The sequence below is a fragment of the Paenibacillus piri genome (assembly GCF_004354045.1).
GTDB lineage: Bacteria > Bacillota > Bacilli > Paenibacillales > NBRC-103111 > Paenibacillus_S > Paenibacillus_S piri.
In genome coordinates this window covers 19,692-45,234 of sequence record NZ_SMRT01000001.1, presented here as the reverse complement: position 1 = coordinate 45,234, position 25,543 = coordinate 19,692, and the positions used below count along the sequence as shown (strand labels likewise).

Sequence of the window (25,543 nt, the reverse complement as noted above, 5' to 3'; positions counted from 1 at the left end):
CTGTCCCTGTTCACTTACAACGTGTCCCCCGGTGCGAATGAATCAGATTTAGGGGTCCGCCGAGCCGAATATAACCGTCTTTCCATCCGGAAGATCCTTCTGTTGTTGCACGTAACTTCATCCCCTTGTCATGCGTCTATATAGTAATACTTATAAGAGGCGGCGATAGAATGAGGTTAAAGAGACAATTGATTGCTGCTGTTCTTGCGGGCAGTATCGGCTTCATTGCTTCTTCCGCGCATGCGGCAAATTCGGTTTCAGTGAGCAGAGTCCCTTTTCCGGTTGAACTGAACGGCGTTACGATCGACAATGAAAAAACGCGGTACCCCTTGCTGCTTTATAGAGACGTCACCTACGTACCGATGACTTGGGAATACGGCCAAGCGCTTGCGCTGATCGTAAGCTGGAGCCAGGAAAACGGTCTCGCGATTATAAAATCGGCACCGAAAGGAATTGCCGTTAATCCTGAGAGCTCTTCAAAGGCGGAAAAGCCGACGCATGCAACGATTCCGATGTTCCCTGTATCCGTAAATGGAAAAACGATCGACAATTCGAGCGAACCGTACCCATTGCTTGTTTATGAAGACATCACATATTTCCCTCTCACCTGGAAATTTGCACATGACGAATTCGAATGGGAAGTAAACTGGGATAGCAGCGGGGGACTCCGAATCGGAACGGATCAGGTTCAAATATTGCATAACATCATTTATGATGATGATCGCTATCTTTACCTGGATACGACAACCGCCGGACTCCTGAAAATATCGAAGGACCTGCAGCATGATCCGGCGGCATTAAACGAAGCCGAGGCAGCGTCAATCAAGGAGCTCGCTCCTCAAGCAAGCGGCGCAATCATACTTCCCTTCGAAGCTGATGCAGGGAAAAATATTGAGCGTGAAGGTAACCTGATACGATATCACGGCATCGATCTTATGGACCTGGAAGCTCTGAAATCGGCAGGTCATCCTGTCATAAGCAAAGCGCTACATATTGGCAACGGTATGGATCTGGTCGTGGTCGGCGCTCGAAAAGACAGCGAAAACTCGGAAAAGTGGTGGACCCTGCTGCCCGAATACCGCTACTTTATCGTTAAAGACAGGGCAGCTAAACAAATACCCGGGATGACCCAGAGTCCGACTCGTATAATCCGATCGTCCGACGGTTCGGTTTGGCTTGTCAGCGATTCGAATTTCGGTACGTGGAGACCGGCTAATCCGTATTCGCAGATCGCGCTTATTGAAGCAAACGGGGACATCCATGGGCTTAACGCCGAATTCAACGCTTTTGACATTGAAATTACAGCTCTTCAAAACAACAAGCTTATGATCCGATCATCCAATAATCGCTTCTCGCCGACCATGGTTAAAGAGAAAGACGGCTTTTACTCAGTGGACACATCCTTTTCGGTCAAAAAACTGGCGGATCATATTGCCTACTCGGCATATGAAGACCGGAACGGAAACACTTATGTCGTCGATAAAAAAAATAAAATAAGCCTGACAAATTCAACCCGAAGCGGACGATGGTTTGATTATGTATTGAATCATTTATTTATTGACTTGTCTGCGCCTTAAATTGCGGCTTTCCGGCTTCCATCGAAAAGACGGCAAGCAAGCTGAAAGCCGGAGACTTAGCCGGCAGCCCTCGCACAGCTCATTCCGTCGTCTGCCCGCCCTCGGACTTGGGTATGAAATGAATGACCAGATTGCCTGCCAATATGACAGCCGCCAAAAAATAAAAGGCCGCGGCGTAGGAGTAGGTTTGCGCCAAATAGGTGCCGATGATCGGCGAAGCGGCGCCCATCAGCGATTGTATGCCGAACAGCAGGCTCGTTGTCGTTCCCGCCACCCGCGTGTCGGTGCTCTCCATCGCCCATGCCTGCAGCACCGGGCGCATTGCGTACAGGAAAAAGCCGAGAACGGCAATCGTGCCGATCAGCAGCCAGTCGTGGCGGATCAGCGATACAATGACGAGCATCGCCGATGTAATGACCATTAAGGTCGTTAAAATGTTCCGCGGACCCGACCGATCCGCCATTCTGCCCACGATCGGCGCGGCAATCAATCCTCCCGCTTGCAGCACGCCCAGCGTCATCCCGACCCAGAATGCATTCAAACCGATTTGCATCGCTAAATATAAAGGCAGTAAAATCATGATCCCGCTTTGCGCCATCGCCCGGATGCCGCTTAGCAAAGCGATCAGCACAACGGTTCGGTTGCGCAGCAGCTGCTTGACCCCTTGCATGTAGTCCTTGAGCCCGCCGCCATCGCTCTGTGCACGCGCTTTCAGTTTAGACGACGTATCGACCGTCATATTGCGCAGCGTAATCAATATAAACACCGCGAAAAACACGCCCGGAACGAAGTTCCAGTATATAATTTCCTGCCATGTGTAGGTGACGATCAGCGCGCCGATGACGATCGGCGCCACCATGTCCCCGAGATTGGAAGCCATTGCGTGATAGCCGAACGTCAAGCCCCGCTGATCCGGAAAGCGAACGGATAACGTAGTGTAGGAGGCCGGATGCCAGAACTCGTTGCCGACGCCCATGATGATAAATAAAATCGCGAACATCCAATATTCCTGAACAAAGCCGATAAACAGAAACGGCATGCCGACCATAAACAAAGAAGCTGCCATAAACAAATGCTTTTTCCTCGACATATCGGTTACCGCACCGATCGGCATGGTCAACAGCGCATTGACCAATGACCTTAACGTTATTAGCAGTCCCGCCTGTGTGATCGAAAACTGGTAGGCTATGACAATATAAGGCAGTAAAATGTACATGGAGGACGGATACCAGTGAGTGAACGCGTGTCCGATACAAATCCCCCAGAACGGCCCGTCTTTATACGGGTTTCTTTTGACGAATCCAGTCTGCGACTGCTGGTCCTCCGTAACTGCTGTACCACTCGACATCGACATACGTTAGCATCCTCGCCTCTCCGACTGTAGTTTGAAAGCCCGGCGAATCCATGCCGCTGCGCGGAAAGGGTCATGGTTCCGCCTGCCGACCGGACTATCGTCCGTCTCCATTTAACGTCCCGTTTTTCCATCGTACCACAGAATGATGCCCTTGTAGCGTACAATTAACGAGTCCGGTCTATAAAAGTTTTTCGGAACGACCGGCGATTCGCCGCTTACTCAACGAGTTTCTTGGGCACCAGTCCCGGCGGGCATTCATACACTAAAGGCGAACAATTCATGCTGCTGGTCGGCAACGTCGGCATTAACCGGATCCGGGCGAATTGCTCCGATTTCAAGGGGCTTAGCACTATTCACCCAGATTGTGTATCAGCCGCATGCATTCGAAGCGACGATTCACGGATATTATTATCAAACGTTCTAAACAATCGCGAGGCACCACAAACAAATAAGGGGCTGTCCCATAGGGGTATCAACCGATAATACAGTCCCAAAAAATAGGCAAAGCCGCCTTCATACCACTATATAAGTGGGGATGGAAGCGGCATTTTACATGTAAATTCATAGTCAGGTGTTAGGAGATCATTTCGATCTCGTCGATTTTCCACGGGCCTGTTACGGACGTCCGTTTCATTTGAAAAATGACGGTAATTCGCTCCTCGCGGAGGCCTTTCCGGGTAATCCCCACCTCGACCGGAATTTCGACGGCGGTCAGCTCATCCGTCTTGGCTTTAGAGGCTTTGAGCTTTTTACGGATTTTTGTAATTTCATCCGGATTGCGCATCAGCGTTTCCAGCTGCATATGCCGCTTATTCGTGAAGCTGATGTTTTGCAAATACGAATGGTCCAGGCTGAACGAGTTAAAATAAGCATCCACGATCTCATAAGGCGTAGCCCGGGCGAAATACGTTTCCAGCTGCCCCCCTGCTTTAAAGACCATCAACTGATGCTCGGGATCGACCTTGCGGGAGCCATGCGTCGTGCTCCCCAGAAAATGAATGCAAAAATGTCCCGAAAAGTCGTTATCAGGGATGCCATCGCCGCCGTGCGGCATCCCGTGCATGGAAGCGGCGAGCATCCGGTCGCCGGCCTGCACCAATATAGCCTTCCGCTTCCAGCTCCATTTGCCGTTGTAAATTCGCTTCATGACCGCCGTGTCCGCCTTGGTCAGCGGCTGCACATCCGCATGCTGGCTCCCGGCTCTCCGCTGGACGTTGAAGCTGAGCCCGGATTCGATGTCGACCACTTTAAACTTCATTTTTTTCGGCAGAAGCGCCCTCGCTTCCTCCCAAGGCACAATCTGCCCGTAGTGAACGGACCGCAAATATTCGGCATATTGGACGAGCTTCGCTTTTACCTTGGGCTTGAGCTCGATCCTTTCATTGGTTTGCTCGTTGTATAGCATACCTTCGCGATCCAGCCGGTAAGTTACTTCGTTTCCGTTTACCTTCAAGGCGACGACAGTGTCGGTGTCGGGGATGAAGGGCGCCGGCGTACGTTTGCTTTTACGGTCGAACCGGTCGAATAATTGATTGTTCGTTATTGTCAGACGGGATTCGAATTCCGATTGCGGAGAAATTTTCACGGACAATTCCGTTATCATTTCAGGAGCCGCAAGAGCGGAATGGCCGACCATCATACATATCAAGAAAGAAACCGCCAGGCAAACATAACGTTTGTCGATAGGAACCATCCCTTTTCCCGATTAATTTGTCCGAATTCATTTTCTGTATAAAACGGAATAATCATGACAAGAAAATTCAGGAAGCTTCCGGCGGCGATTTGCTCTTCCCTGACAGAACCATGTAAAATAGTTGCTGACAGCGCATTCAACGCTGCCATTTCAAATCACGAGGAGGAATCTGAAGATGAAGCTGATTTATCACGGTCATTCCTGCGTACAAATTACCGAGGGCAGCCAATCCGTTGTGATCGACCCGTTTTTGAACGGAAACCCTGTCGCCGTTACGAAGGCGGAACATATTCAGGCGCAATATATTTTGCTTACACACGGTCATGGCGACCATATCGCCGATGCGGAAACGATCGCGCGCGCTAACGACGCGACCATTATCGCCACTTACGAGCTGGCTACATATTTTTCCTGGAAAGGGTTGAAAACGATTGGCGTCAACATCGGCGGGACGGTCGATCTCGGCTTCGCCAAAGCCAAAATGGTGCAAGCTTTTCACAGCTCGGGCATGGTTATCGAAGAAGAGCAAAAGATCGTATACATGGGAATGCCGGGAGGCTACCTGCTGACCTGGAACGACATCACGCTGCTGCATGCCGGGGACACGTCTTTATTCGGAGATATGAAAATAATCGGGGAGCTGAACCGGATCGACTACGCGCTGCTGCCGATCGGAGACTTGCTGACGATGGGTCCTGCGGACGCATTGATCGCGGCTGAATGGCTGCGGGCCAAAGCGGTCATTCCGATCCATCACAGCACATTCCCTATGATAGCCCAGGACGCCGCGGCTTTCGCCGGACAGCTGAAAGCAAAAGGGATCGCGGGATTCCCGATGAAGCCCGGTGAGGAAATCCCGCTCGCCCGCCTTTAGGCAGCGCCTACCGCCGCCTTGCGTGGCTTGCGGTTGACCAGGTAAATGCTGATGACGATGAGAATCAGGCCGGCCAAAAGATACAACGTAAACGGCTCGTGCAAAAACAGCGTGCTGATCAGAATGGCGATTAGCGGAATCAGAAACGTGTACGAGGCCACCTCGCTCGCTTCGCCCGCGCCGATCAGATGATAGAACACAAGCCAGCCGGCCGTGATGACAAAGATGGATATGAACAGCAGGCATGCGATGAACGGCGCGCTCCAGACGACGCTCGACCAGCTTTCGACCTCGGTGCCGAGTGCCGTCATCAGCATGCCCCCAATGATCAGCTGCACCGTGACGAGCCAGATCGGGTCGACGCTGCCGCCTATTTTTTTCACATACAGGGTGCCCAGCGCCCAGCTGAGCGCAGACCCGACGGCAAGCCAAATGCCGATCGCGGATATATGGCCGGACATGCCGCCAACGCTAATGACGGCGACGCCGGAGAAGCCGAGAATGAGGCCGGTAAATTTCAGGCCGTTCATCGCTTCCCCCATCCAGAGCCACGAAAACAAACCGACAAGCACCGGCTGCAGAAAGACGATCGCCGCGAACAGCCCTGCAGGCATATAATTGAGTCCGATCGTCTGCAGACCGTAATATAAGATGATGTTTAACAGGGACGAAAGCACGTACATCGGCCATGTTTCCTTAAACCGCAGCTGCTTGTAGCGGGGAAGCGCAACAACCAGCAGCAGCAGTCCGCCCAGCAGCGTTCTCATTCCCGAAAACAGCACCGGCGGCGTGTAAGAAAGAGCGATTTTCGATAAAGGCCAATTGATCCCCCAAATTAATACGAGAAATGCGATCAGCAGCGCAGTACGCGTCCGGGAAAGCTTTGCCATGCCGTTCCACTCCTTTGTGACAATTAAAAAGGCTGCACGCAGCAGCCCTTTCGTATGATGATGCCCAATGACTTCGGGCACGATAATTCCGCAATCTATACTTACTTGCCTTTCATCCATTCCGGCTTGGAGAAGCCTTTGAACTGCTCATCGATAATTTGCTCGAATTGCTTGGACTGGATCGTTTCCTTCAAATCTTTGCCAAGCTGCGTATCCACGTCCTTCGTGTTCACAACCAATACATTGCGGTAGTTTTCCGCCATATTTTCCAGCTTCAATGCGGATGTCAGATCCATCTTCGCTGCAAGAGCAAAGTTGCCCGGAACAAGGGCCAAATCCGAGCTGTCGACCGTTCTTGGCAGCTGGGCGGCCTCAAGCGGCTTAATGTTCAGCTTCTTCGGATTGTCCTCGATATCTTTCTCGGAAGCTTTCGCCGGGTCCACATCTTTCTTGATTTTCACCAGGCCGATATCCTGAAGCAGAACGAGCGAGCGGGCCAGGTTGGCAGGGTCGTTGGCGATCGTCAGCGTACTGCCTTCTTTGATCTCGTCAACCGATTTGAATTTCTTCGAGTACAGACCCATCGGAGCGGTCGGCACACTGATTAACTCTTTCAAATCGAGCTTGTTGTCTTCGGCGAATTTCTTTAAGTATAGCACATGCTGGAACAGGTTGGCATTCAACGAGCCATTCGCAAGCGCCTTATTCGGCTGCACATAGTCGTTAAACTCGACCACTTCGATCGTGTAGCCTTTCTTTTCCATAATCGGCTTGATCGCTTTGCTGACCATATCGCTGTACGGCCCGGCGGTTGCGCCGATTTTCAACGTTTTCTTCGGTTCTTCCTTCACGGCGCCGCCTGCCGCATTGCTTGGGGTGTCTGACGCTTGCGGCTTCGTGCCGCAGCCTGCGGCAAATACGGCAAAAATCAGAGTTAGCGCCATCAGGATCAGTAAGTTCTTTCTCATGTTTCGTTCTCCCTCTTTTTCTTTCTGTATTATTATTTAACGCTTATCGACTTTCCGCGCGGCCCAATCTCCGATAAGCTGAATGATCTGGACAAGCGCGATAAGCAAAATAACCGTTGTAAACAGCACCTGGTTGTCGTAGCGATAATAGCCGAACCGGATGGCGAGGTCGCCGATGCCGCCGCCGCCGACCGTACCGGCCATAGCCGAAAAGCCCAGCAGGCTGATTGCCGTAATGGTCAGCCCGGAGATGATGCCGGGCTTCGCCTCGGGCAGCAAAACTTCGCGGATGATCAGCCACGGCCTGGCTCCTGCCGCCACGGCCGCCTCGATGACGCCCTTGCTCACCTCGCGCAGGGACGCTTCCACCAGGCGGGCATAGAACGGCACAGCCGCCACCGACAGCGGCACGGCCGCGGCCGTCGGGCCGATCGTCGTGCCGAGCATCCACTGCGTCAAAGGCAGCAGCAGCACCAGCAGGATGAGAAACGGAATCGAGCGGATCACATTCGACAGGACGCCCAGCAGCAGATTCACCGGCCGGTTTTCGGCAAACAGGCCGCGGTCGCTGATGAACAACAAAATACCTAAAGGAATCCCGACGATGATCGCAATCAGAAGCGATAAACCCACCATATATAACGTTTCATAAAAGGCCTTCAGCATATCCGGCAGCAATTGAACAAAATCAGTCATGGTTTACGACCTCCACTGCGCAGGATTGATCGACCAAATACGTTAAAGCCCGCTCCACTTGAGCGGCATCGCCGGTGACCTCCATAATAAACGTACCGAGCGGCTTGTCCCCGATGTAATCGATTTTACCGTGAAGAATGTTTGCATTCACCGGAATCTGCTTCAGCATATCGGAGATGATTGCCTGCTCCGCCGCTTCGTTGCGGAACACCACCTTCACAATCATGCCGTCCGGATTCCGTCTGTCCCACAGCTTTCGGGGCAGCTTGAACTCTAGCGTATTTTGCACGAATTCCTTGGTCAGCGGCTGTTCGGGATTGGCGAAAATATCGTACACCGCGCCCTCTTCAATGACGCGTCCATTATTCATAATAGCCACATGCTGGCACAAGTCCTTGACGACATCCATCTCATGAGTGATCAGCACGATCGTCAAGCCCAGCGATTGGTTGATTTCGCGCAGCAGCGCCAAAATCGAATGCGTCGTCATCGGATCGAGCGCCGAGGTCGGCTCGTCGCAGAGCAATACCTGCGGATCGTTTGCCAGCGCGCGGGCAATGCCGACCCGCTGCTTCTGGCCGCCGCTCAGCTGGGCCGGATAGCTGTCCGCCTTGTCGGACAGCCCGACAAGCTGCAGCAGCTCCCGGACGCGGCCGCCGATCTCGGAGGCCGGCTTATCCGCAGCCTTCAGCGCGAAGGCGATATTATCAAACACCGTTTTGCTGCTGATCAGATGAAAATGCTGAAAGATCATCCCGATCTTTTGCCGCGCCCGCCGCAGCTCCTGCTTCGAAAGCGACGTCAGATTAACGCCGTCCACCCAGATCTCTCCGGAGGTAGGCGTTTCCAGCAGGTTGATGCAGCGCAGCACCGAGCTCTTGCCCGCGCCGCTGTATCCGACAATGCCGAATACTGTGCCTCTGCGGATCGTCAGACTGACGTCGTGGACACCGGTGACTGACCCTGTTTTCGTTTTATATTGTTTATTTAAATGTTTCAGCTCGATCATCTGCGTCCCCCCGCACCTGCACAAAAATAATATTGAAGATAAGGCTCCGAGCGGAAACCGGTTTGGAAAATCGCCAGGACAAACGGCTTCGCCGTCTTTAAAGGACTGGCCTGTTGTCAAGGTTGGCACAGTAAAGGTTAAAACTTATACTTTACAACAGATAAAAACACCTTTTTCCGTATGAAAAAGGCGTCACCTTTGCAGCTTACTCTTATTCGCAAGTTTTATTTTTACCAATTAATAGGATAATTCGTAAAATAAGGTGAACACTTTATTAAGGTAAAAGAATAAATAAATCATACTGTTTTACTCGGATACTGTCAATGCGGGAAATGTTTCAAAATATTGAACAATGGTAAATACGGATAGCGGAGCTCGTAGGACGATATGCCCTTGTTCGAGCAAACCGCGGGACGCGCTTCGGAACTCTGTTGGAAAATGGACAAATATGTGAACCGATGTCAAAATGAAATAAAAGGAAGCTAATATCATGCACGTCAAAAGCGAGTGGGAAAAATATACGGTGATAAAGGAGCTTTCAAAACATGCGGATGAAGTCTGATCCCGCCGTTAACTCGAAACGCGGCAAGCCGGACCGGATTCTCGGTCCCCGCGAGCTTAACCGGGCGCTGTTAGCCCGGCAATTTCTCATCCAGCGGGCGCGGCTGTCCGTCGCCGATGCGCTCGAGCATCTGATCGGGCTGCAGTCGCAGGCGCCCCTGCCGCCTTATATCGGCTTATGGACGCGGCTCGACGGCTTCACCCACGATTCCTTGTCAAGGCTGATGCTGAATCGCGACGCCGTCCGCATTGCACTTATGCGCTCTACGATCTTTCTTGTTACCGCGCGCGACTGCTTAGCCCTTCGGCCGCTGCTGCAGCCCGTGCTGGACCGGGGCTTTAAAGGCAATCACGGGCGAAAGCTGGCCGGGGCAGATCCGCATGCAGCAGCAGCTGTCGGAAGGGAGCTGGTCGAGGAGCAGCCGCGGACGTTCAACGAGCTCGGCCAGCTTCTGCAGTCGAGGTGGAGCGAGGCCGACCCGGCGGCCCTCGCGGCCGCCGTACGCACGCTGGTGCCGCTTGTCCAAATTCCGCCGCGCGGCATTTGGGGCCAGGGCGGCCAGGCCATGCACACATCGGCCGAGCATTGGCTCGGAAAGCCATTGGCTGCCGATGTTGAAATAGATGCGCTGATGCTCCGCTATTTGAGAGCGTTCGGCCCGGCAACGGCTGCCGATATGCAAGTATGGTCGGGTCTGACCCGCATCCGCGAGGTGACGGAGCGGCTTCGCCCGCAGCTGCGCACGTTTGCCGATCCGAACGGGAACGAGCTGTTCGACGTACCCGACGCCGCGCTGCCCGATCCCAACATGCCCGTTCCCGTGCGCTATTTGGCCGAGTTCGACAACATGCTTCTCTCCTATCAGGACCGCAGCCGGATTATTGCCGACGAAGATCGGAAGCGGGTTTTCACCGTCAACGGGATCATTCATGCGACATTTCTCGTCGACGGCTTCGTGCACGGCATCTGGAGTATCGAACGGCAAAAAAATGAGGCGGTTCTTATGATCGAACCCTTCAAGCCGTTGGCGCCGAACGAAAAAGAGGCGCTCATCGAAGAAGGCGCCAAGCTGCTCGATTTCGCCGCGGCGGACGCCGGCGATCGGGATATCCGGTTTTCGCCCCCGGCCTGATCCGCCCCCGATCCGTTTACGGACTATTCAACAAGCAAAACCCAATCGAATATCCGCAGAAATTTGCTGCGTATCCTTTCCTGGAAACAAAAGCCGGCTGCCTCTCCCCATCGGGCAAGAGCGCGGCCGGCCGCTTAACTGAACAATTCCGTTTTCTCCACCATCTGCCCGATCGCGTTCATCGGATGCAGCTTGCCTTCATATGCGAAGGAGGCGATACCGGTTTCTTCGGAGACGACGAGCACAAGCGCATCCGTCCGCTCGGATAAGCCCATTGCGGCACGATGGCGGGTTCCCATTTTTTTATGCCCATTCCATACGGACGATACAGGCAGCACATTGGCTGCGGAAACAATCCGGTCCTCCTTGATCCACACTGCGCCGTCATGCAGCGGGTTGCCAGGATAGAAGATCGATTCCAGCAGCGAGTGGCTGAGAGTCGCCGCTATCGGAATGCCGGAATGAATGAAGGCTTCAAGCTCATCGCTGCGCTGTATGACGATTAACGCGCCGTGGCGCCGTTCGGCCAAATGCTGAATACCGACGGATAGCTCTACATAGCTCGTCGTAAACGACGCCAGGTAGCATTGCAGGTAAAAGGAAGCGGCGATCGATTCCACCGATCGGAATGCTTCTTTCACATCGTCAAGTTCCGTCAGCAGGCAGTATGCATCCTGGTCCAAATGGTCCAGACTGCGTTGAATTTCATCCCCGATATGAGTTAGTTGCTGTCTTAGCTGTACCTTTAAAGCAGAAGCATCGCAGTGGGTAGACTGCATCCGGCGAACACCTCGGATCATTCAGGATAGTCGGGTCGAAAGCTGTTACATTTCCACGTCGCTTGCCAGAATGCTTTTCTTTTTCATAATGCCCGCAATAAAGCTGAGCGCGAGAATCAGAATGGACAAGCCGAGCATCGTCCCGGCAATGGGACGCTCGAAGATGGCAAGCAGGTTCCCTTGGAACATCGTTAACGATTGCAGCAGCGAGCTTTCCATCATTTTGCCCAGCACAAACGTTAACACGATGGGCGCCATCGGAATATCGAGCTTTTTCATCACATAGCCCAATATGCCGAACGCCAGCATCACTCCCACATCCCAAAGGCTGTTGCTTACAGTATACGCACCTACGACGGAAATAATAAGGATCACGGGAAAAAGCAGCTTGAACGGCACCATCGCAATCTTCGCCCAGACGCCCGCCATGGGCAAATTCATGAATAACAGGATCGCATTCCCGATAAACATACTGGCGATAATCGCCCATACGAATTCGGGGTTGTTATTGAACAAGGTTGGACCGGGGGTCAATCCATGCATAATAAACGCCCCCAGCAGGATGGCGATGGTCGGTGAGCTCGGAATTCCCAGCGTAAACAGCGGGATAAGCGCCCCGCCGCAGTACGAGTTGTTGGCTGTCTCCGGTCCGGCCACCCCTTCAATCGCTCCCTTGCCGAAGCGCGACGGGTCTTTGGCCAGCTTCTTCTCCAGCGAATACGACAAAATCGCCGGAATGACGGAGTTGGCCCCGGGGATGAGTCCGGTGATAAAACCGAGCACGGTGCCTCTGCCAATCGCCATGCTTGTCGGTCTCCATTCCTCCCGTTTGGGGAGAACGCCTTTTACCGCTGCGATCTTTTCCGACTTATAGCTTTGTTCGGCTGTTATTAATATTTCGGACAGGCCGAACAACCCCATCGCCACCGTCACGAAATCAATCCCGCTCATCAGATGCACTTCCCCGAACGTAAACCGGAGCGAGCCCGACATCGGGTCCATGCCAATCAAGGCCAGGTTCAAGCCGATAACGGCCGATATCATGCCGCGGACCAGCGATTTACCCATCAGCCCGATCACCATCGTCAAGCCTAGCACCATCAGCGCAAAAAATTCCGGCGGACCGAATTTGAGCGCATACTCCGCCAGCGGCGGACCGACAAAGGCGAGACCGAATAAAGAGACCGTACCGCCAATAAACGACCCGAGTCCGGCCACCCCAAGCGCGGTTCCGGCACGCCCCTGCTTCGCCATCGGATGCCCGTCCAAACAGGTAATGACCGAGGCGGCCTCGCCGGGTGTATTAATGAGAACGGAGGTGATCGTTCCCCCGTACATAGCCCCGTAATAAATGCCGGATAGCATAATAATCGCCGATACCGGCTCCATGCCGAATGAAATAGGCAGCAGCACCGCCGTTCCGGTTGTCGGTCCCAAACCGGGCAGCACGCCTACCAGCATACCGATCGTTACTCCGATCAGGCAGTACAGCAAGTTTGACAGTGACAACGCGGTTGCAAAGCCCGCGATCCATTGCTCCATATATGATCTCTCCTTAAAAACCTAAGTCATTGACGGGCAGCGGCACGTCCAGCAGCGTCTGAAAAATGACGAATGTAATCAGCGCAATTGCGAACGAGATGCCCAGAGCCTTGTACCATTTGTACTCCCGGACCAGGAGCAGAAAAACCAGCAGCGTTCCGGCAATGACAAAGCCCGCGAACGAAACGACAACGATGAAGATGACAAAGGAGACCAAAATGGCGACCACATTGCCAAGGCCTCTCCCTTTCGGAATAAGATCCGCGATCCGGAACACTTCTTTTTTGACCGATTCCGCGATGTACAGCAGCGATAAAATAATGAGCGCACTGCTCAGCCACAACGGGAATAATCCCGGGCCCGGACCGATGGAGCTTCTATAGTCCAGTGACAACGACTGCCAAAACATCGTACAGCCGAGAAGAAAAACGAGAAAACCGAACCACACGCCTGCATTTTTCACCATCAACTTCATCCTTCCTCCGTCCGGTCATCCGGTATGTCCGTCTGGGTTGACCGGACGCGCCCGGACGCCAGCTTTTTTATGAACCGCTGCAATTCCCAAGACGACGAGTACAATTCCGCAAACGGTTTGGATATCCAGGGGCTCCCCGTTCACGAGCCAGACGGAAAGCACGCCGATGACCGGAATAAATAATAGCGTAACCGACGCCCGGCCGGCTTCGACTTTGGACAAAATGTAAAACCACAGCACATAAGCAAGAGCAGAGGCGATTCCTCCGGCAAAGACGATATAAGCCAGCGAGGCCCAGTTCCAAATGATCGTCTGTCCCTGCTCGTAAAAAAGGGAGATGCCCAGCAGAGCCAAGGCACCGATTCCCATTTGATAGGCGGTAAATTGAAATTTGTCACTGCCTTGCAGCCTGACTTTAATGATCAGATTGGCGACAGCCCAAGCCATCGCCCCCGAAATAACGAGCAGCTCGACGATCAGCTCCGCGCCCTTCCATTCCATCTGCAGGGGATTGATCTTCATAACCAGAAACAAGCCGCCGATGCCTAAACAAAGTCCGACTGCCTTGTTCCAGGTGAGACGCTCGCCAGGGATAAGAAAGTGTGCCATGACCGTCAGCCACAACGGCATCGTAAAGCCGAGGATGCAGACGACGCCCGCATTCACATATTCAAGCGCAGGCTGATTGACCGCGTAAATCCACGTCGTTTGCAGCAGACCGCAAACCGTGTACCACTTCCAGTCCGACTTCTTCGGCAGCGGGACCCGCTTCACATACAAAATCGTGAATAATATGAAAGCGCCTACAAGGAAGCGGATCGCCGAGAACATCACCGGAGGAAAGTAGTCTACCGCCGCTTTCATGACAGCCCAGTTCGAGCCCCAGATCAAACAAAGAATAGCGATCAGCCTGTTCATCGGCCCGTCCTACTTCTTGGCGAGTCCCAATGCCGGAATTAGTTCGCCGAACGATTTGTCGCTCTCTTCCATTAATTTCCCGAAGCCCTGATGATCCTTGACGACTTGACCGAGGCCGCTTTTCTTCATATAGTCCTTAAACTCCGGATCTTCGGCCGCCTTCATGAATCCGTCCTCCAGCACCTTGGCGATATCGTTCGGCGTATTTTTCGGAACCACTACGCCGCGCCATGGGCCCAGATATGTAGGCTTAATGCCGGTCTCTTCCTCCAGCGTCTTCACGCCGGGAAGCGCATCCGACGGCTTGCCGTCAACAATCGCAAGCGTTTTCAGCTTTCCGCTGTCCACATGCGTTTTCACCTCGGCCGGACTGACGGGCACCGCATCGATATGGCCGCCCAGCAGTGCGGTAACGGCAGGCCCAGCGCCGTCGAACGGAACGTGGTTGAATTTCGCTCCCGTTGCTTTCTCAATTGCCGCGCCGGATAAATGCCAGATCGAGCCGGGTCCGGAGTTGCCGAGCTTCACTTCGCCCGGATGCGCCTTCACGTAATCCATAAATTCTTTGGCGGTTTTCCACTTGGCATCCGCTTTGACGGTAATCGCCGACGGATCGAAGTTAATTTGCGCAATCGGCTTGAACTCTTTGTACGTGATCGGAGTTAAACCAAGATGGTGCAGCGTGGCCAGCTCGACCGTAACCATCGTTACCGTATATCCATCAGGCTTGGCATTGGCGCCTTCGACGAACCCGACCGCACCGCCGCCGCCTGTTTTGTTCACAATCGTAATGGACTGGCCGATTGTCTTTTCCGCGGCTTTCGCCAACGCCCGGGCCGTTGCGTCCGTTCCTCCGCCGGCTGCGTAGGGGACAAGCAGCGTGATCGCCCGTTTCGGGAAATCGGGCTTCGCCGCCGATTTTTCCGTCTTTTTGCCGTCGGCCGGAGCCCCCCCATTGGCAGCCTTGCTGCCGCCTCCGGCACCGCAAGCGGTTAATGCGAGCATGCTGATTACCGCAGCCGCCCCTACCCATTTTTTCCATAAACCTTGTTTCATCGAATACTCCTCCTTCTGCCGCGTTCAATGGTTTAGTCTAACTAAGAAACGAACATTGTCCTGTATGATAACAAGCTCTGGCTGCAATTTGTTTTATATTATCAAACAAAGTTACGATGAAAGCGTTTGTAAAAGAAGCCGGCTTGATGACGTGCACTCAGCGATTTTGCTCCCGGCGTCACGAATTGTTCGTCTGCCATCGGTTATGGCGGACAGCTCACCCAAAGCATTGGTTCGATATCGCATCACCTCCCCCTGCGTCTTTCGTTTTGGAAGCGCATATTCATTTATTTGTTCCAACGCGCGCGAGCTTCGCGCGCGTTGTCGCCGGATGGCGGCCAATCGAACCTTTCGTTCCGAAGTCTCACCATGCCGCAGGGGCAACAGGCTCCGACAGCACCTCGATTTGCTCGTTCGCCATTGCTTCGGGCAGCAAGCTTTCCGAAATCCAGATTTCCTTCAAATGCAGCGTATTGGGAATGCGCACGAGCCGGGCCTTGCTTATATCTTTGGCATTGCATGTTTTGATCGCCGCTTTGACGGCCAGCTCCGCCGTTTCCAGTACCATCGGGACTTTGATAACGTCGATCACCGTACTGGTCAACGCGTTGGCGTACCCTTTTTCCCATTCGATCGCATCGAACGCTTTTCTCGTCGTCATATCCGCCATTCCCAGGCCGTTGGCATTGCCGTGCGTTTTGTCCGTCAGGCTCAGCACCGCAATTCGGACGACCTCCGGACCTCCGCTGGCATAAGGGGTCGCGTAACGGCCAGTTATATTCGGATCCATGCCGTCGCCTGAAATATCTTTGCCGATTTCGTCGACAACCAGTACGTCAATCGGATCGAACAGCAGCTTCGGCATCAGCGCCTTCGCTTCCAGGAGCAGCTGAGGCTCCGTCTCCTCCAGCTTTTCGGCGGGGACGGCAACGATTTTGGCCGGTCGGTCATAAGCATTTTCCAACGTTCCCAGTCCGAAAATAACCGGCGCCTTCGCCAATACTACCTTGGCCATTTCGGGCACATGCTCTGCCATATATTTAAAGCTGTAAGCGTGAGCCGCTTCCGCCCCTTTTTGCTTGCCGAGGCCGATCGTGATCATTTTCATCAGACCGCTTTCCACCGGGCCGCGGAACGCCGTATGCGGCTTAATGCGGTTAATGACGATGATTTTGTCAGCTTCATACGCGTGCTTATCCGTGTAGATCGGAAGCCCGTTCGGCAGCCGCCCGACTTCCACCACTTCCATGCTGGCGACGATCGGCGCTCCGATGAATGCTTCGGTCACGCCCAGCTGTTCCAATACGTCGAGCTGTCCTTCGGCTGTCGCGCCTCCATGACTGCCCATGGCCGGAACGACAAACGGCTCCCCGCCAGCCGCTTTGACCGCACTGACCATCTCTCTCGCCAATACCGGGATGTCGGCCACGCCGCGGCTGCCTACGGCAATGGCCACGCGGTCGCCCGCTGCAACGCGGCTCATGACGCCCGCTTCCTGCAAGGCCTGGTGCACGGCGCCGGCTACATCTTGAATTTCAGGCGCATCGAACTTCTGGCGCACTTTGACCATACGGGGCAGGGGGATATCCTCGAGCAATTGTTCAATGATCGTCATTGTTTCATTCCTCCACCTTTAGAAAAATTTTCGCGTTGCGCACGCTGCCCTGGAGCAAATCCTGGAAGGCCTGGTTCCCCTCGTGCAGCGGACGGATTTCCGACCAGCCGGTTTCGTCGATTTGTCCGTTGACGAGCAGCTGAAGCGCGTCGTGGAAATCTTGCGCCTGATAGCAGAACGAATGCAGAATGCTGATTTCGCTGCGGATACAGACATTAACGGGAAGCTGCGTCTGGTCGATGCCGAGACCGATATTCATCACGGTGCCTCCCGGATTGACCAGTTCGATCGCCGCCGAACGCGTCGGCTGGTAACCGACCGCATCGATCACCACGTCGATTCCCGATGGTCCCATCGCGTCCCTGATCTTTCCGATATATCCCGGTTCGGCCGGGCTGATCGTGCCATAAGCCCCTAACCGCTTCGGCGTTTGCAGACGAGCCTCGTTCATATCGACGACAACGACCCGCGATGCGCCCAAAATCCGGGCGACAAGAAAGCTGAGCAATCCGATCGTGCCCGCGCCGATCACAACGACGTTGGCAAACGGATGGTCGGCCATCGCCCGCCGCACCGCCCGCAGCGAGCAGGCCAGAGGCTCGGTCAGCGAGGCACGGAACGGGTTGAGTGTCTCCGGTATGATGTGAATCGAGGCGGCCGGAACGTTCACATATTCGGCAAAAGCCCCCGGACGATGAATGCCGACGATCGACCGTTCCTTGCACAGCTGCACCAGGCCTTTGCGGCAGGAGTTGCAGCGACCGCAGGAGCTCAGCGGATTGACAACCGCCTTTTGACCGGTCTTAAGGCCTTGAACCCGGGAGCCGACGCCTGCAATCGTACCGCTGAATTCATGTCCCATGACTAGCGGAGGCACCCGCAGGCTGTTATGGCCCAAATACCCTTCCAGCTCGGAGCCGCATATGCCGACCGCATCCACCTTCAGCAGCACTTCCTCCTCGGCCATGACAGGCTCGACCCCTTCTTGAATCTCCATCATTTCCGGTCTCGTCCATACCAAGCTTTTCATCCCGATTCTCCTCGCCCTCTTCAATTTGAATGCATTGTCAATTTTATATGATACCGCTTACAAAATAATGACCCCCGGGCTATTCCGGAGCGTCCGCCGCACCGCCTTTTCCGGAAGTCGTGCTCAGTTTGCTGAATGCCCACATGATATGTGCCCTGAAGTCGGCTTTCGCCCGGTCGATATCACCCTGCTCCAGCACTTCAATAAGCCTCTTATGATACTCGTAATCATCTCGGCCGTCTTCAATCGTGCGCGGATGCATATAGGCGATAAAGCGGTGAATATGATTGTTCACCATGCTCCAAATCCGGTTGTACACGGCGATTTGCCCCCACTCGACAATCGTCCAATGAAACTGAAGATCGAGCGCGGATGCGGCTGCATGATCATGAGGCGCGCCATTCGTCTTCATCCGTTCCACGATATCGTACAGCTCTCCGAAGTGCCTTTTCGTTAACGAAGGCAAAATATGAGCGATCACATTGGCCTCGATCTCCGCACGAAGCGTGTACATATGGAAAATTTCCGAAATATCGATTTCGGTAACGAATGCACCGGTATATTTGACCGATTTGACGAGCCCTTCCTCTTCCAGCCCCCGAAGCGCTTCCCGGACAGGCACTTGGCTGACGCCGAGACTTTTCGCCACTTCCGTCTCAATAATTCGCTCGCCCGGCTTGAGTTGATTGGAAATGATCGCATCCCGAATAGCTTGCCTGACGGTATCCTTTAACGAAGCCGCTGAAACTTGCCCGGAAATACTCACGTTCCACCTCCTTCGTCCTTCAAACGGTTTGCTATGATTATATATGAAACGATAAATTATATATCACAGGTCATATTATATATAATCCTGAAAGATGGCGTCAATCATTTTTTTTAGATGGTTTTCCATGCAAAACCTCACTGTTTCGCATCCGCTGCGGCCGTACCAGTTCCGCCTGCATTAATTCGCATGGCGGTGCTGCATGAAAAAGGACGCCCTCACTTCGTCAGCCGGCAGCGGCTTGCTGAAATAATAACCTTGAATTTCCTTGCAATTCTTATCCAGCAAAATATCGAGCTGTTCCTTCGTCTCGATCCCTTCGGCGATGACCTCCATATTCAAATGCTGCGCCATGGAGATGATCGTCGATACGATCGCCTTGTCATCGTCGTTGAAGGTGATATCCCGAATAAAGGAGCGGTCGATTTTCAGCTTATGAATCGGAAACAGCTTCAAATAGTTGAGCGAGCTGTAGCCCGTGCCGAAATCGTCCAGACTAATCCGCACGCCGATTTCGTTCAAATCATGCAAAGTGCCGGTCGAGACATCGGCGTCCATCATCATGCTTTCCGTGATCTCAAGCTCCAAATATTGCGCCTCCAGCCCCGATTCTCCGAGAATCCGGCGAATATAGCCTGCCAGATTCGGCTGATGGAACTGTTGGGTGGACAAGTTGACCGATACGGGAATCAGCGGGCCGCCTGCCGCCTGCCACTCGCGCATTTGCCGGCATGCCTCAAGCATCACCCAGGTTCCCAATTCGTAGATCATCCCCGTTTCTTCCGCAATCGGGATGAACACCCCTGGCGACAGCAGCCCCCGTGTCGGGTGTTTCCAGCGGGTGAGCGCTTCGACGCCGACCAGCTGCTGGTCCCCCGCCCGGAATTGCGGCTGGTAGTAAAGCACAAGCTCGCCCCGTTCGACTGCTTTGCGCAAATCGCCCTCGAGCTCGATTTTTTCCAGCAGCTGCGCGTCGAGCTCCGGCGAAAAAAAACGGAACCCGTTTTTACCCTGCTTTTTCACCTCGTACATGGCCGTGTCCGCATTTTTGAGCAGATCGACGGCGTCCCGGCCATGCTCGGGGAATACGGCGATGCCTATGCTGGCCGTCACATAAAAGTCATTGTCCTTCAGCCGGTACGGCAGTTGAATCGTCCGGATGATCCGTTCGGCCAATACGGACGTTTCGTCCCCATCGTAGCGGCCGTGGCAAAGCAGCGTAAATTCGTCTCCGCCGAGCCGTGCTACCGTCACGTCGAACCCTTCCGCGCTTTGCCGGATTCGCCCGCTGACTTCCTTCAGAAACAAGTCCCCGTAAGTATGGCCCAGCGAGTCGTTGATCATTTTGAACCGGTCGATGTCGAGGACCATAACGGCAAACTGCCCCGGTTTGTCTCTTCTATCCTCAATGGTTTCGGAAATCGCCTGGTTAAACATTCGGCGGTTTGGCAGCCCCGTCAACTCGTCGTGAAAAGCAAGATGTCGAATTTGCTCCTTCGCCCGTTTCTCCTCCGTTATATCCTTGGCAATGATATGGTTGCCGACGACCTGGCCGTCCACCATGACCGGAACGATCACGACGCTCAGATCGACCCGATGCCCGCCGCGATGGGCAATCGCCGTTTCAAAGCTTTGCCTTTCGCCGCCAAAAGCTTTCATAAACCGCTTCTGCGTCCGCTCCCGCTCCTGCTCGACGATAAGCGAAAGAATCGCGCTCACCGGTTGATGATAAAAGCGGGCGGCATCGACTCCGGTCATATTTGAGGCGGCCCTGTTAAAGCCCGTGACCTGTCGGCGGAGGTCCACCGAAATAATGCCGTCCTGATTATGCTCGTACAACGATTTGTACCATTTCTCGTTCTCCAGCATTTCCGTGTCTTTCAGAGCAAATCGTCTGGAGATAAATACGGCGAGCAAAAACAATCCCAATGTACACAAAACGCCGGCCGAAATAAAATAGGGAAGCAGCCGATGATCCAATGTCATACTTACGGACAGCGGCGGTTTTGCCTCCGGACGAAATTGCGCTGCCCCCATGCCTGTGTAATGCATGCCGGCAATGGCCGCGCCCATCACCAAACCGCTTGCCAGCTTCTTCAATGCGCCCCCCTTCCCGCCTCCCTTGCGGAAGTAAAATGACAGCCACAATGCGGCGATAGACGCACCAATGGCGGTCGCTATGGAAAGCGTGAACAGCAGCGGATCGTACGTGATTTCGATCAGCATCGCAGCCATGCCGATGTAATGCATCGAGGCGATGCCCGCGGCAAGCAGCATTCCGCCGACCAGCAGCTGCCGCAGCGTCAGCTCGTTCCGTCCGACCACATATAAGGCAATAAACGAAGCCGCAATTGCGGTGACGACCGAGATAAGGACGATCATGAAATCGTACGCCACCGGGACAGGCAGCGTAAAAGCAAGCATCCCGACAAAATGCATGGACCAGATCCCCGTGCCCATCGCGACGGCCCCGAACAAGAGCCATAGCCATCTGCCCGTCCCTTTGGACAAGCTCACCTTTCCGGCCAAATCGAGCGCCGTGTAGGAGGCTAACACAGCAATCGCATAAGAACACCCGACAGCGATCGCATCAAACGAACCATGAATATGCTCCAACCTGCTTCCTCCCCATATTCCAACTTGCCGATCAATCGCCATGGATCGCGATTTCTGCATTGTTCTAGTATATCGGTATTTTCGGGTCCGTTTTGAACGGATTGACGCCGCTATTTTCAGTTTTTTAATCTTTTTACGCGCTGGAATCGTCCGCTTCGCAGGCGACATTAACGGCGAAGCAATGCCGGCTCGCCACAAGCTGAATCCACAAGGATAAACGGCTTTGCCGTCCTTAATGGACGAGCGCGTTTGTCAAGGTTGTGTGAAGCCAAGTATGAAAAACTTGTACTTTCTATTCAACTGAAGAAGAAGCCGGGGGCAGCATCCCTCGGCTTCTTCTTTAGTTTTCGTGCCGCTACCCGCACGAACGGCGGTTTTCGCCCATGTACGGGCTTAATCGGCTCGCTCCCGCGGATGTCAAGCTTCCGGCAAGCATGGTCGGTCGGGCCAATTTCGGACATTCCCCGGCCGGATGCGCAGCCTTTCCGGTATTCCCGCTTGCTCTATCCCTTCATTTGTCCGCGGAAGGCGTTCGGCAAAATACCGGTATGCGCCTTGAACAGCTTGCCGAAATAATTTTTATTCTCGTAGCCGAGCATTTCGGCAATTTCCTCCACGGTTTTGTCGGTAATTTCCAGCAGCTCCTTCGCTCTCATCATTTTCATCCGGGTGACGTATTCGACGAAATTTTCCCCGGTTTCCCGCTTGAACAACCGGCTCAAATAGCTCGGATGGAGATGGAGATGCTCTGCCGCGTCCTCGAGCGAAATTTTCCGGTCCAGATGATTGTATACGAACCGTTGGCATTCCAAAATTTCGCGGTTGTGCGACTCGCGGTACACCTGTCCCGCCCACTGGATCGCCTGCCGCAAATAATCTTTCAGCCACAGCTCCAGCTCGCGGATCGACGTCAGCTCAAGCACGTCGTGATGCAGCAGCTCCGAAGCGAAGGTCGACTGGTAATGCTGCAGCGATTTCAGACGCATTCGGACGTCGAGAATCATTTTGAGCAGCCATTCCTTAACCTCCATCGGCCGAAAGCGGTGATAGTTAATATAGTCGATCCACTTGGACACGTAGGCGTCGATCATATCCGTTCGTTCCTCGAACACGACGCGCCGGAACTCCTCCAGAGCCGGCATGTATTGGGCAAGCAGCTGGTCCCCTTCCCCGAACCCTTCGCGGACATGCTCCAGCTTCATGACGGATGACTCCGGCAAATAAAACCGCAAGCTTTTCGCTTCGGCCATATGGATCAGCTGATCCTTCAGCGACCGCGCGTCCTTCGACGGAGCGCCGGTCAGAAACGAGAACGGAACCTTCGCATATTGCAGCAGGCAGTTCTGAATTTCGCGCAGGCTTTGCTCGATCTTTTGGCTGTTGTTGACATGAAGCTGCGAGTAATGCGGGAACAGCAGCACGATTTCACCCATATCGTACGTGAACAGCGCGGTCTCCTTCTGATCGGCGAGCAGCTCTTCCACGATGTTTTCAATCGTATACATGAACAAATCCTGCGACTGAAACCGGTCGCCGGCTTCCCTCAGCCTGTTCGCGTAGCCGAACACCGGCAGGACGGCATGCTGTCCCAGCCGGATACCGTATTCCTCCGCTTTCCGGCTCCACTCCGCCGGATCGAGCAGCGGCTCGTTCACCGTGCTCCTTATAAAATGACGCTTGGACGCGCTCCGGTTCTGCTCGGCTTCCCGTTCCAGCTTGCGGCTCTTCGACTGCAGGCCGGCTTCGGCATCGAGCTGCTCCTTCAAACGGGCGAGCACCTCGGTGATGTTATGCGCGTTCATCGTTTCCTTCAGCACATAATCGCTCACCGCCAGCTTGACCGCGGCCTGGGCATACTGAAAATCGTCGTGGCACGATAGTATGACCACCTTCAACTCGGGATGCTCCGCCCGCAGCCGGCCGATCAACTCAAGACCGTTCAGCTCCGGCATGCCGATGTCGCTGATCAGCACGTCCGTCCCGCCGAGACGCGCCGCCTCTAGCGCTTCGATCGGATCCTGGTAGGTACCCTCCAATTGAAAGCCAAGCTCCTCCCACCCAATCGAAGTCGTCAAAAATTCAAGCACCGGCAAATCATCATCCACGATCCTGACCGAATACATCTTGTCCCGCCTCCTTTGTCCGATCGGGGAAGCGCAGCACGATCCGCACGCCCCGATCCGGCTCGCTTTCGATTTCATAATCGAATCGGTCGCCATATATTAATTGCAGCCGTTCAAATACGTTGCTGATCCCGATGCCGGATAAAGACTTCTTCCCGTCATCCGCATCCGCGCGCCGGAACGATTCCAAATCGGCGCGAAGCGCGGCAAGACGCTCCTCCGGCATGCCGATGCCCGAATCCCGCACCTCCACCTGCAGCCTGCCGTCCTCGCACCGCCGCGTCGCAATGACGATTTCCCCGGATTTGCTTTTCAATCCGTGGATATAGGCATTTTCGATGAGCGGCTGCAGGATGAAGCGCGGCACTTCCAGCATCAACGTATCGGATGCGGCCTGCACGCGCAGCACGACCCGGTCGCCGTGCCGGGAATTGAGCAGCCGGATGTAGTGCTTGTTGATCTCGATTTCTTCATGAAGCGGAATAAATTCGTTGTTCCGATTGATCGTCATCCGCAGCAGAGAGGACAGCGAGCTGATCAGCTCCGCATTATCCTCGTCTCCTTTCATCATGATTTTCAAGCGGATCGAATTCAACACGTTGAACAGGAAATGCGGATTGATCTGCGCCTGCAGCATGGCGAGCTCCGCCTTCCGCTTCAGCTCCTGCTCGCGGCGGTTCTCCTCGATCATCCGCTCAATGCGGTCGATCATCCGGTCGAACACGTAGCCGAGACGCCCGACCTCATCTTCCCCGCTGATGTTCGAGCGCTCGCTGAGCTGGCCGGATTCGATGCGCACGACGGTCTGAACAAGCCGGGCGATCGGCTGGGTCAACGTGCGCACTATGTACAGTACGATGACCGCGAACAGTACGAGAAACAGCAGCTGGATCAGGAAATCGACACGCCGGAATGACTCGATCTTTTGCGCCGCTTCCTTGTAGGGGCTCATGCTGACAAGCTTCCATTCCGGCGTTAATTGCTCGCTCAGCATAATGTATTCCTCCCCGGCCACCTCCAAAAACGAGACGCTCTCGTCCGTGGGCAGCCGGTCGAAATACGGGAACGCCGTCCCGATATTATCGTAGTTTGGATCGACGACAATACGGCCCTGACGGTCGATGATCACCATCAGCTCATTCGCCTTGTACTGGCCGAGCAGCTTCTGGATCTCATCCATTTCCAGGCTGACCACGACATAGCCGTATGTGGCCGAGTTCGTTCGCAGCGGCTTGGCCACCGTCAGCAAATAGGGCTTCTCCGCCGCCTGCAGGTCATAGTTCGGCTCCGCACCGACCCATTTGACGTTATAGCCGGTCACCTGCTCCAAATCCCGGAACCAGCTTTTCTCGAAGAAAGATGTCGGATCGAAGGCAAAGGTCGTATATGACGCGACGTACTGCTGGTTGGGCAGCAGCACGGTCACATATAAATGCCCCAGCGAATTGATGACCGTATCCAGCCGCTTCGAGATCGTTTTCTTGTAGGCGAGCACATCGCCTTGGGCGGAAGAGGCATTGACCCGTCCCAGCTCCCGGATCGACAGCTGCAGCTCCTCGTCGAACTGCACGAAGTTCATCACATATATCATATTTTTAACCTGTTCCGATATAAACTGATTGACGATTCGCATCGCTTCCTGGGAGTTTTCCGTCACCTGCGTTCGAACGACCCCCCTCGTGAACAGATTGGATACATTCATCGATACGAGCGACGGCAATACGAGGCAAACCAGGATGGTCAGCACCAGTTTATGGCGAAGCGATAACGCATGCAGCCAGCGCGGCATTGTACCCGCCGCCTTTCCTGTTGAAATGAGAAAAAGAGGAGACTTTCGCCTCCTCTTGCATTATATCAGCAAACCGTCC

21 protein-coding genes and 1 pseudogene are annotated in these 25,543 nt (G+C 54.1%); 4 read left to right on the top strand and 18 right to left on the bottom strand.

Translation table 11 applies throughout. The features are described from left to right. The first annotated feature begins 170 nt into the window (after positions 1–170). Positions 171–1,577, top strand: coding sequence for a hypothetical protein (locus E1757_RS00210; RefSeq protein WP_133224805.1), 1,407 nt, complete (start codon positions 171–173; stop codon positions 1,575–1,577). 79 nt (positions 1,578–1,656) lie between these two features. On the opposite strand, the gene E1757_RS00205 is transcribed toward E1757_RS00210, so the two are convergent. Further along, positions 1,657–2,931: an MFS transporter gene (locus tag E1757_RS00205; protein ID WP_133224804.1), complete on the bottom strand. Its 1,275-nt coding sequence runs from the start codon at positions 2,929–2,931 to the stop codon at positions 1,657–1,659. A 264-nt stretch (positions 2,932–3,195) separates the two neighbouring features. Between E1757_RS00205 and E1757_RS00200 the strand changes: the two are divergent. Then, a pseudogene (locus E1757_RS00200) lies at positions 3,196–3,346 on the top strand (cell wall hydrolase); the annotation flags it as partial. 159 nt (positions 3,347–3,505) lie between these two features. On the opposite strand, the gene E1757_RS00195 reads toward E1757_RS00200, so the two are convergent. Further along, a complete protein-coding gene (locus tag E1757_RS00195; RefSeq protein WP_133224803.1) occupies positions 3,506–4,579 on the bottom strand; it encodes a hypothetical protein in 1,074 nt (357 codons plus the stop codon). Beyond that, positions 4,576–4,773, bottom strand: a complete 198-nt coding sequence (locus E1757_RS00190) for a hypothetical protein (protein WP_133224802.1) — start codon at positions 4,771–4,773, stop codon at positions 4,576–4,578. The genes E1757_RS00195 and E1757_RS00190 overlap by 4 nt, the downstream gene beginning before the upstream one ends. Positions 4,774–4,799: 26 nt before the next feature. Here E1757_RS00190 and E1757_RS00185 point away from each other — a divergent pair, with 26 nt between their 5' ends. Continuing rightward, on the top strand, positions 4,800–5,498 hold the full coding sequence (locus E1757_RS00185) for a metal-dependent hydrolase (protein ID WP_133224801.1): 699 nt from the start codon (positions 4,800–4,802) through the stop codon (positions 5,496–5,498). Here E1757_RS00185 and E1757_RS00180 read toward each other — a convergent pair. The 4 genes from E1757_RS00180 to E1757_RS00165 all read right to left on the bottom strand — a co-directional run bounded on the left by E1757_RS00180 (position 5,495) and on the right by E1757_RS00165 (position 9,061). Continuing rightward, positions 5,495–6,388, bottom strand: coding sequence for a DMT family transporter (locus tag E1757_RS00180; RefSeq protein ID WP_133224800.1), 894 nt, complete (start codon positions 6,386–6,388; stop codon positions 5,495–5,497). The genes E1757_RS00185 and E1757_RS00180 overlap by 4 nt on opposite strands. Before the next feature lie 101 nt (positions 6,389–6,489). After that, the gene (locus E1757_RS00175) at positions 6,490–7,356 is read right to left on the bottom strand and encodes a MetQ/NlpA family ABC transporter substrate-binding protein (RefSeq protein WP_133224799.1); all 867 of its coding nucleotides are present in this window, start codon (positions 7,354–7,356) and stop codon (positions 6,490–6,492) included. Between the two features lie 36 nt (positions 7,357–7,392). Then, a complete protein-coding gene (locus tag E1757_RS00170; RefSeq protein WP_133224798.1) occupies positions 7,393–8,052 on the bottom strand; it encodes a methionine ABC transporter permease in 660 nt (219 codons plus the stop codon). Continuing rightward, positions 8,045–9,061, bottom strand: a complete 1,017-nt coding sequence (locus tag E1757_RS00165) for a methionine ABC transporter ATP-binding protein (RefSeq protein ID WP_133224797.1) — start codon at positions 9,059–9,061, stop codon at positions 8,045–8,047. The genes E1757_RS00170 and E1757_RS00165 overlap by 8 nt, the downstream gene beginning before the upstream one ends. A 545-nt stretch (positions 9,062–9,606) precedes the next feature. On the opposite strand from E1757_RS00165, the gene E1757_RS00160 reads away from it, so the two are divergent. Further along, the gene (locus tag E1757_RS00160) at positions 9,607–10,755 is read left to right on the top strand and encodes a winged helix DNA-binding domain-containing protein (protein ID WP_246078949.1); all 1,149 of its coding nucleotides are present in this window, start codon (positions 9,607–9,609) and stop codon (positions 10,753–10,755) included. Positions 10,756–10,889: 134 nt separating this feature from the next. Here E1757_RS00160 and cdaS read toward each other — a convergent pair whose 3' ends face one another. The 11 genes from cdaS to E1757_RS00105 all read right to left on the bottom strand — a co-directional run bounded on the left by cdaS (position 10,890) and on the right by E1757_RS00105 (position 25,464). Next, positions 10,890–11,534 carry a sporulation-specific diadenylate cyclase CdaS gene (gene cdaS, locus E1757_RS00155; protein WP_133224796.1) on the bottom strand — a complete coding sequence of 215 codons (645 nt, stop codon included), beginning with the start codon at positions 11,532–11,534 and terminating at the stop codon, positions 10,890–10,892. A 45-nt stretch (positions 11,535–11,579) separates the two neighbouring features. Then, complete coding sequence (locus E1757_RS00150) at positions 11,580–13,076, bottom strand: tripartite tricarboxylate transporter permease (RefSeq protein WP_133224795.1); 1,497 nt, start codon at positions 13,074–13,076, stop codon at positions 11,580–11,582. A gap of 13 nt (positions 13,077–13,089) precedes the next feature. Continuing rightward, positions 13,090–13,551 (bottom strand): tripartite tricarboxylate transporter TctB family protein, encoded by a 462-nt coding sequence (locus E1757_RS00145; RefSeq protein ID WP_133224794.1) that lies wholly within the window; start codon positions 13,549–13,551, stop codon positions 13,090–13,092. Positions 13,552–13,566: 15 nt separating this feature from the next. Then, positions 13,567–14,469: a DMT family transporter gene (locus tag E1757_RS00140; RefSeq protein WP_133224793.1), complete on the bottom strand. Its 903-nt coding sequence runs from the start codon at positions 14,467–14,469 to the stop codon at positions 13,567–13,569. Positions 14,470–14,478: 9 nt separating this feature from the next. Beyond that, positions 14,479–15,525: a tripartite tricarboxylate transporter substrate binding protein gene (locus E1757_RS00135; protein WP_133224792.1), complete on the bottom strand. Its 1,047-nt coding sequence runs from the start codon at positions 15,523–15,525 to the stop codon at positions 14,479–14,481. A gap of 364 nt (positions 15,526–15,889) precedes the next feature. After that, positions 15,890–17,140, bottom strand: a complete 1,251-nt coding sequence (locus E1757_RS00130) for a nickel pincer cofactor-dependent isomerase, group 22 (protein WP_133224791.1) — start codon at positions 17,138–17,140, stop codon at positions 15,890–15,892. Between the two features lie 4 nt (positions 17,141–17,144). Then, positions 17,145–18,170, bottom strand: coding sequence for an alcohol dehydrogenase catalytic domain-containing protein (locus E1757_RS00125; RefSeq protein ID WP_133224790.1), 1,026 nt, complete (start codon positions 18,168–18,170; stop codon positions 17,145–17,147). Between the two features lie 79 nt (positions 18,171–18,249). After that, positions 18,250–18,936: a GntR family transcriptional regulator gene (locus E1757_RS00120; protein WP_133224789.1), complete on the bottom strand. Its 687-nt coding sequence runs from the start codon at positions 18,934–18,936 to the stop codon at positions 18,250–18,252. A gap of 180 nt (positions 18,937–19,116) precedes the next feature. Then, complete coding sequence (locus tag E1757_RS00115; protein ID WP_133224788.1) at positions 19,117–21,552, bottom strand: EAL domain-containing protein; 2,436 nt, start codon at positions 21,550–21,552, stop codon at positions 19,117–19,119. A gap of 503 nt (positions 21,553–22,055) precedes the next feature. Further along, positions 22,056–23,675 carry a helix-turn-helix domain-containing protein gene (locus E1757_RS00110; protein ID WP_165971885.1) on the bottom strand — a complete coding sequence of 540 codons (1,620 nt, stop codon included), beginning with the start codon at positions 23,673–23,675 and terminating at the stop codon, positions 22,056–22,058. After that, a complete protein-coding gene (locus tag E1757_RS00105; protein ID WP_133224786.1) occupies positions 23,650–25,464 on the bottom strand; it encodes a cache domain-containing sensor histidine kinase in 1,815 nt (604 codons plus the stop codon). Before E1757_RS00105 ends, E1757_RS00110 begins: the two co-directional genes overlap by 26 nt. Between the last annotated feature and the right edge of the window lie 79 nt (positions 25,465–25,543).

Bases quoted from the DNA above. Each gene is read 5' to 3' on its own strand.
- E1757_RS00210 (WP_133224805.1), top strand. From the start codon at position 171: ATGAGGTTAAAGAGACAATTGATTGCTGCTGTTCTTGCGGGCAGTATC.
- E1757_RS00205 (WP_133224804.1), bottom strand. From the start codon at position 2,931: ATGTCGATGTCGAGTGGTACAGCAGTTACGGAGGACCAGCAGTCGCAG.
- E1757_RS00190 (WP_133224802.1), bottom strand. From the start codon at position 4,773: ATGGCAGCGTTGAATGCGCTGTCAGCAACTATTTTACATGGTTCTGTC.
- E1757_RS00185 (WP_133224801.1), top strand. From the start codon at position 4,800: ATGAAGCTGATTTATCACGGTCATTCCTGCGTACAAATTACCGAGGGC.
- E1757_RS00180 (WP_133224800.1), bottom strand. From the start codon at position 6,388: ATGGCAAAGCTTTCCCGGACGCGTACTGCGCTGCTGATCGCATTTCTC.
- E1757_RS00175 (WP_133224799.1), bottom strand. From the start codon at position 7,356: ATGAGAAAGAACTTACTGATCCTGATGGCGCTAACTCTGATTTTTGCC.
- E1757_RS00170 (WP_133224798.1), bottom strand. From the start codon at position 8,052: ATGACTGATTTTGTTCAATTGCTGCCGGATATGCTGAAGGCCTTTTAT.
- E1757_RS00165 (WP_133224797.1), bottom strand. From the start codon at position 9,061: ATGATCGAGCTGAAACATTTAAATAAACAATATAAAACGAAAACAGGG.
- E1757_RS00160 (WP_246078949.1), top strand. From the start codon at position 9,607: ATGCGGATGAAGTCTGATCCCGCCGTTAACTCGAAACGCGGCAAGCCG.
- cdaS (WP_133224796.1), bottom strand. From the start codon at position 11,534: ATGCAGTCTACCCACTGCGATGCTTCTGCTTTAAAGGTACAGCTAAGA.
- E1757_RS00150 (WP_133224795.1), bottom strand. From the start codon at position 13,076: ATGGAGCAATGGATCGCGGGCTTTGCAACCGCGTTGTCACTGTCAAAC.
- E1757_RS00145 (WP_133224794.1), bottom strand. From the start codon at position 13,551: ATGAAGTTGATGGTGAAAAATGCAGGCGTGTGGTTCGGTTTTCTCGTT.
- E1757_RS00140 (WP_133224793.1), bottom strand. From the start codon at position 14,469: ATGAACAGGCTGATCGCTATTCTTTGTTTGATCTGGGGCTCGAACTGG.
- E1757_RS00135 (WP_133224792.1), bottom strand. From the start codon at position 15,525: ATGAAACAAGGTTTATGGAAAAAATGGGTAGGGGCGGCTGCGGTAATC.
- E1757_RS00130 (WP_133224791.1), bottom strand. From the start codon at position 17,140: ATGACGATCATTGAACAATTGCTCGAGGATATCCCCCTGCCCCGTATG.
- E1757_RS00125 (WP_133224790.1), bottom strand. From the start codon at position 18,170: ATGAAAAGCTTGGTATGGACGAGACCGGAAATGATGGAGATTCAAGAA.
- E1757_RS00110 (WP_165971885.1), bottom strand. From the start codon at position 23,675: ATGTATTCGGTCAGGATCGTGGATGATGATTTGCCGGTGCTTGAATTT.
- E1757_RS00105 (WP_133224786.1), bottom strand. From the start codon at position 25,464: ATGCCGCGCTGGCTGCATGCGTTATCGCTTCGCCATAAACTGGTGCTG.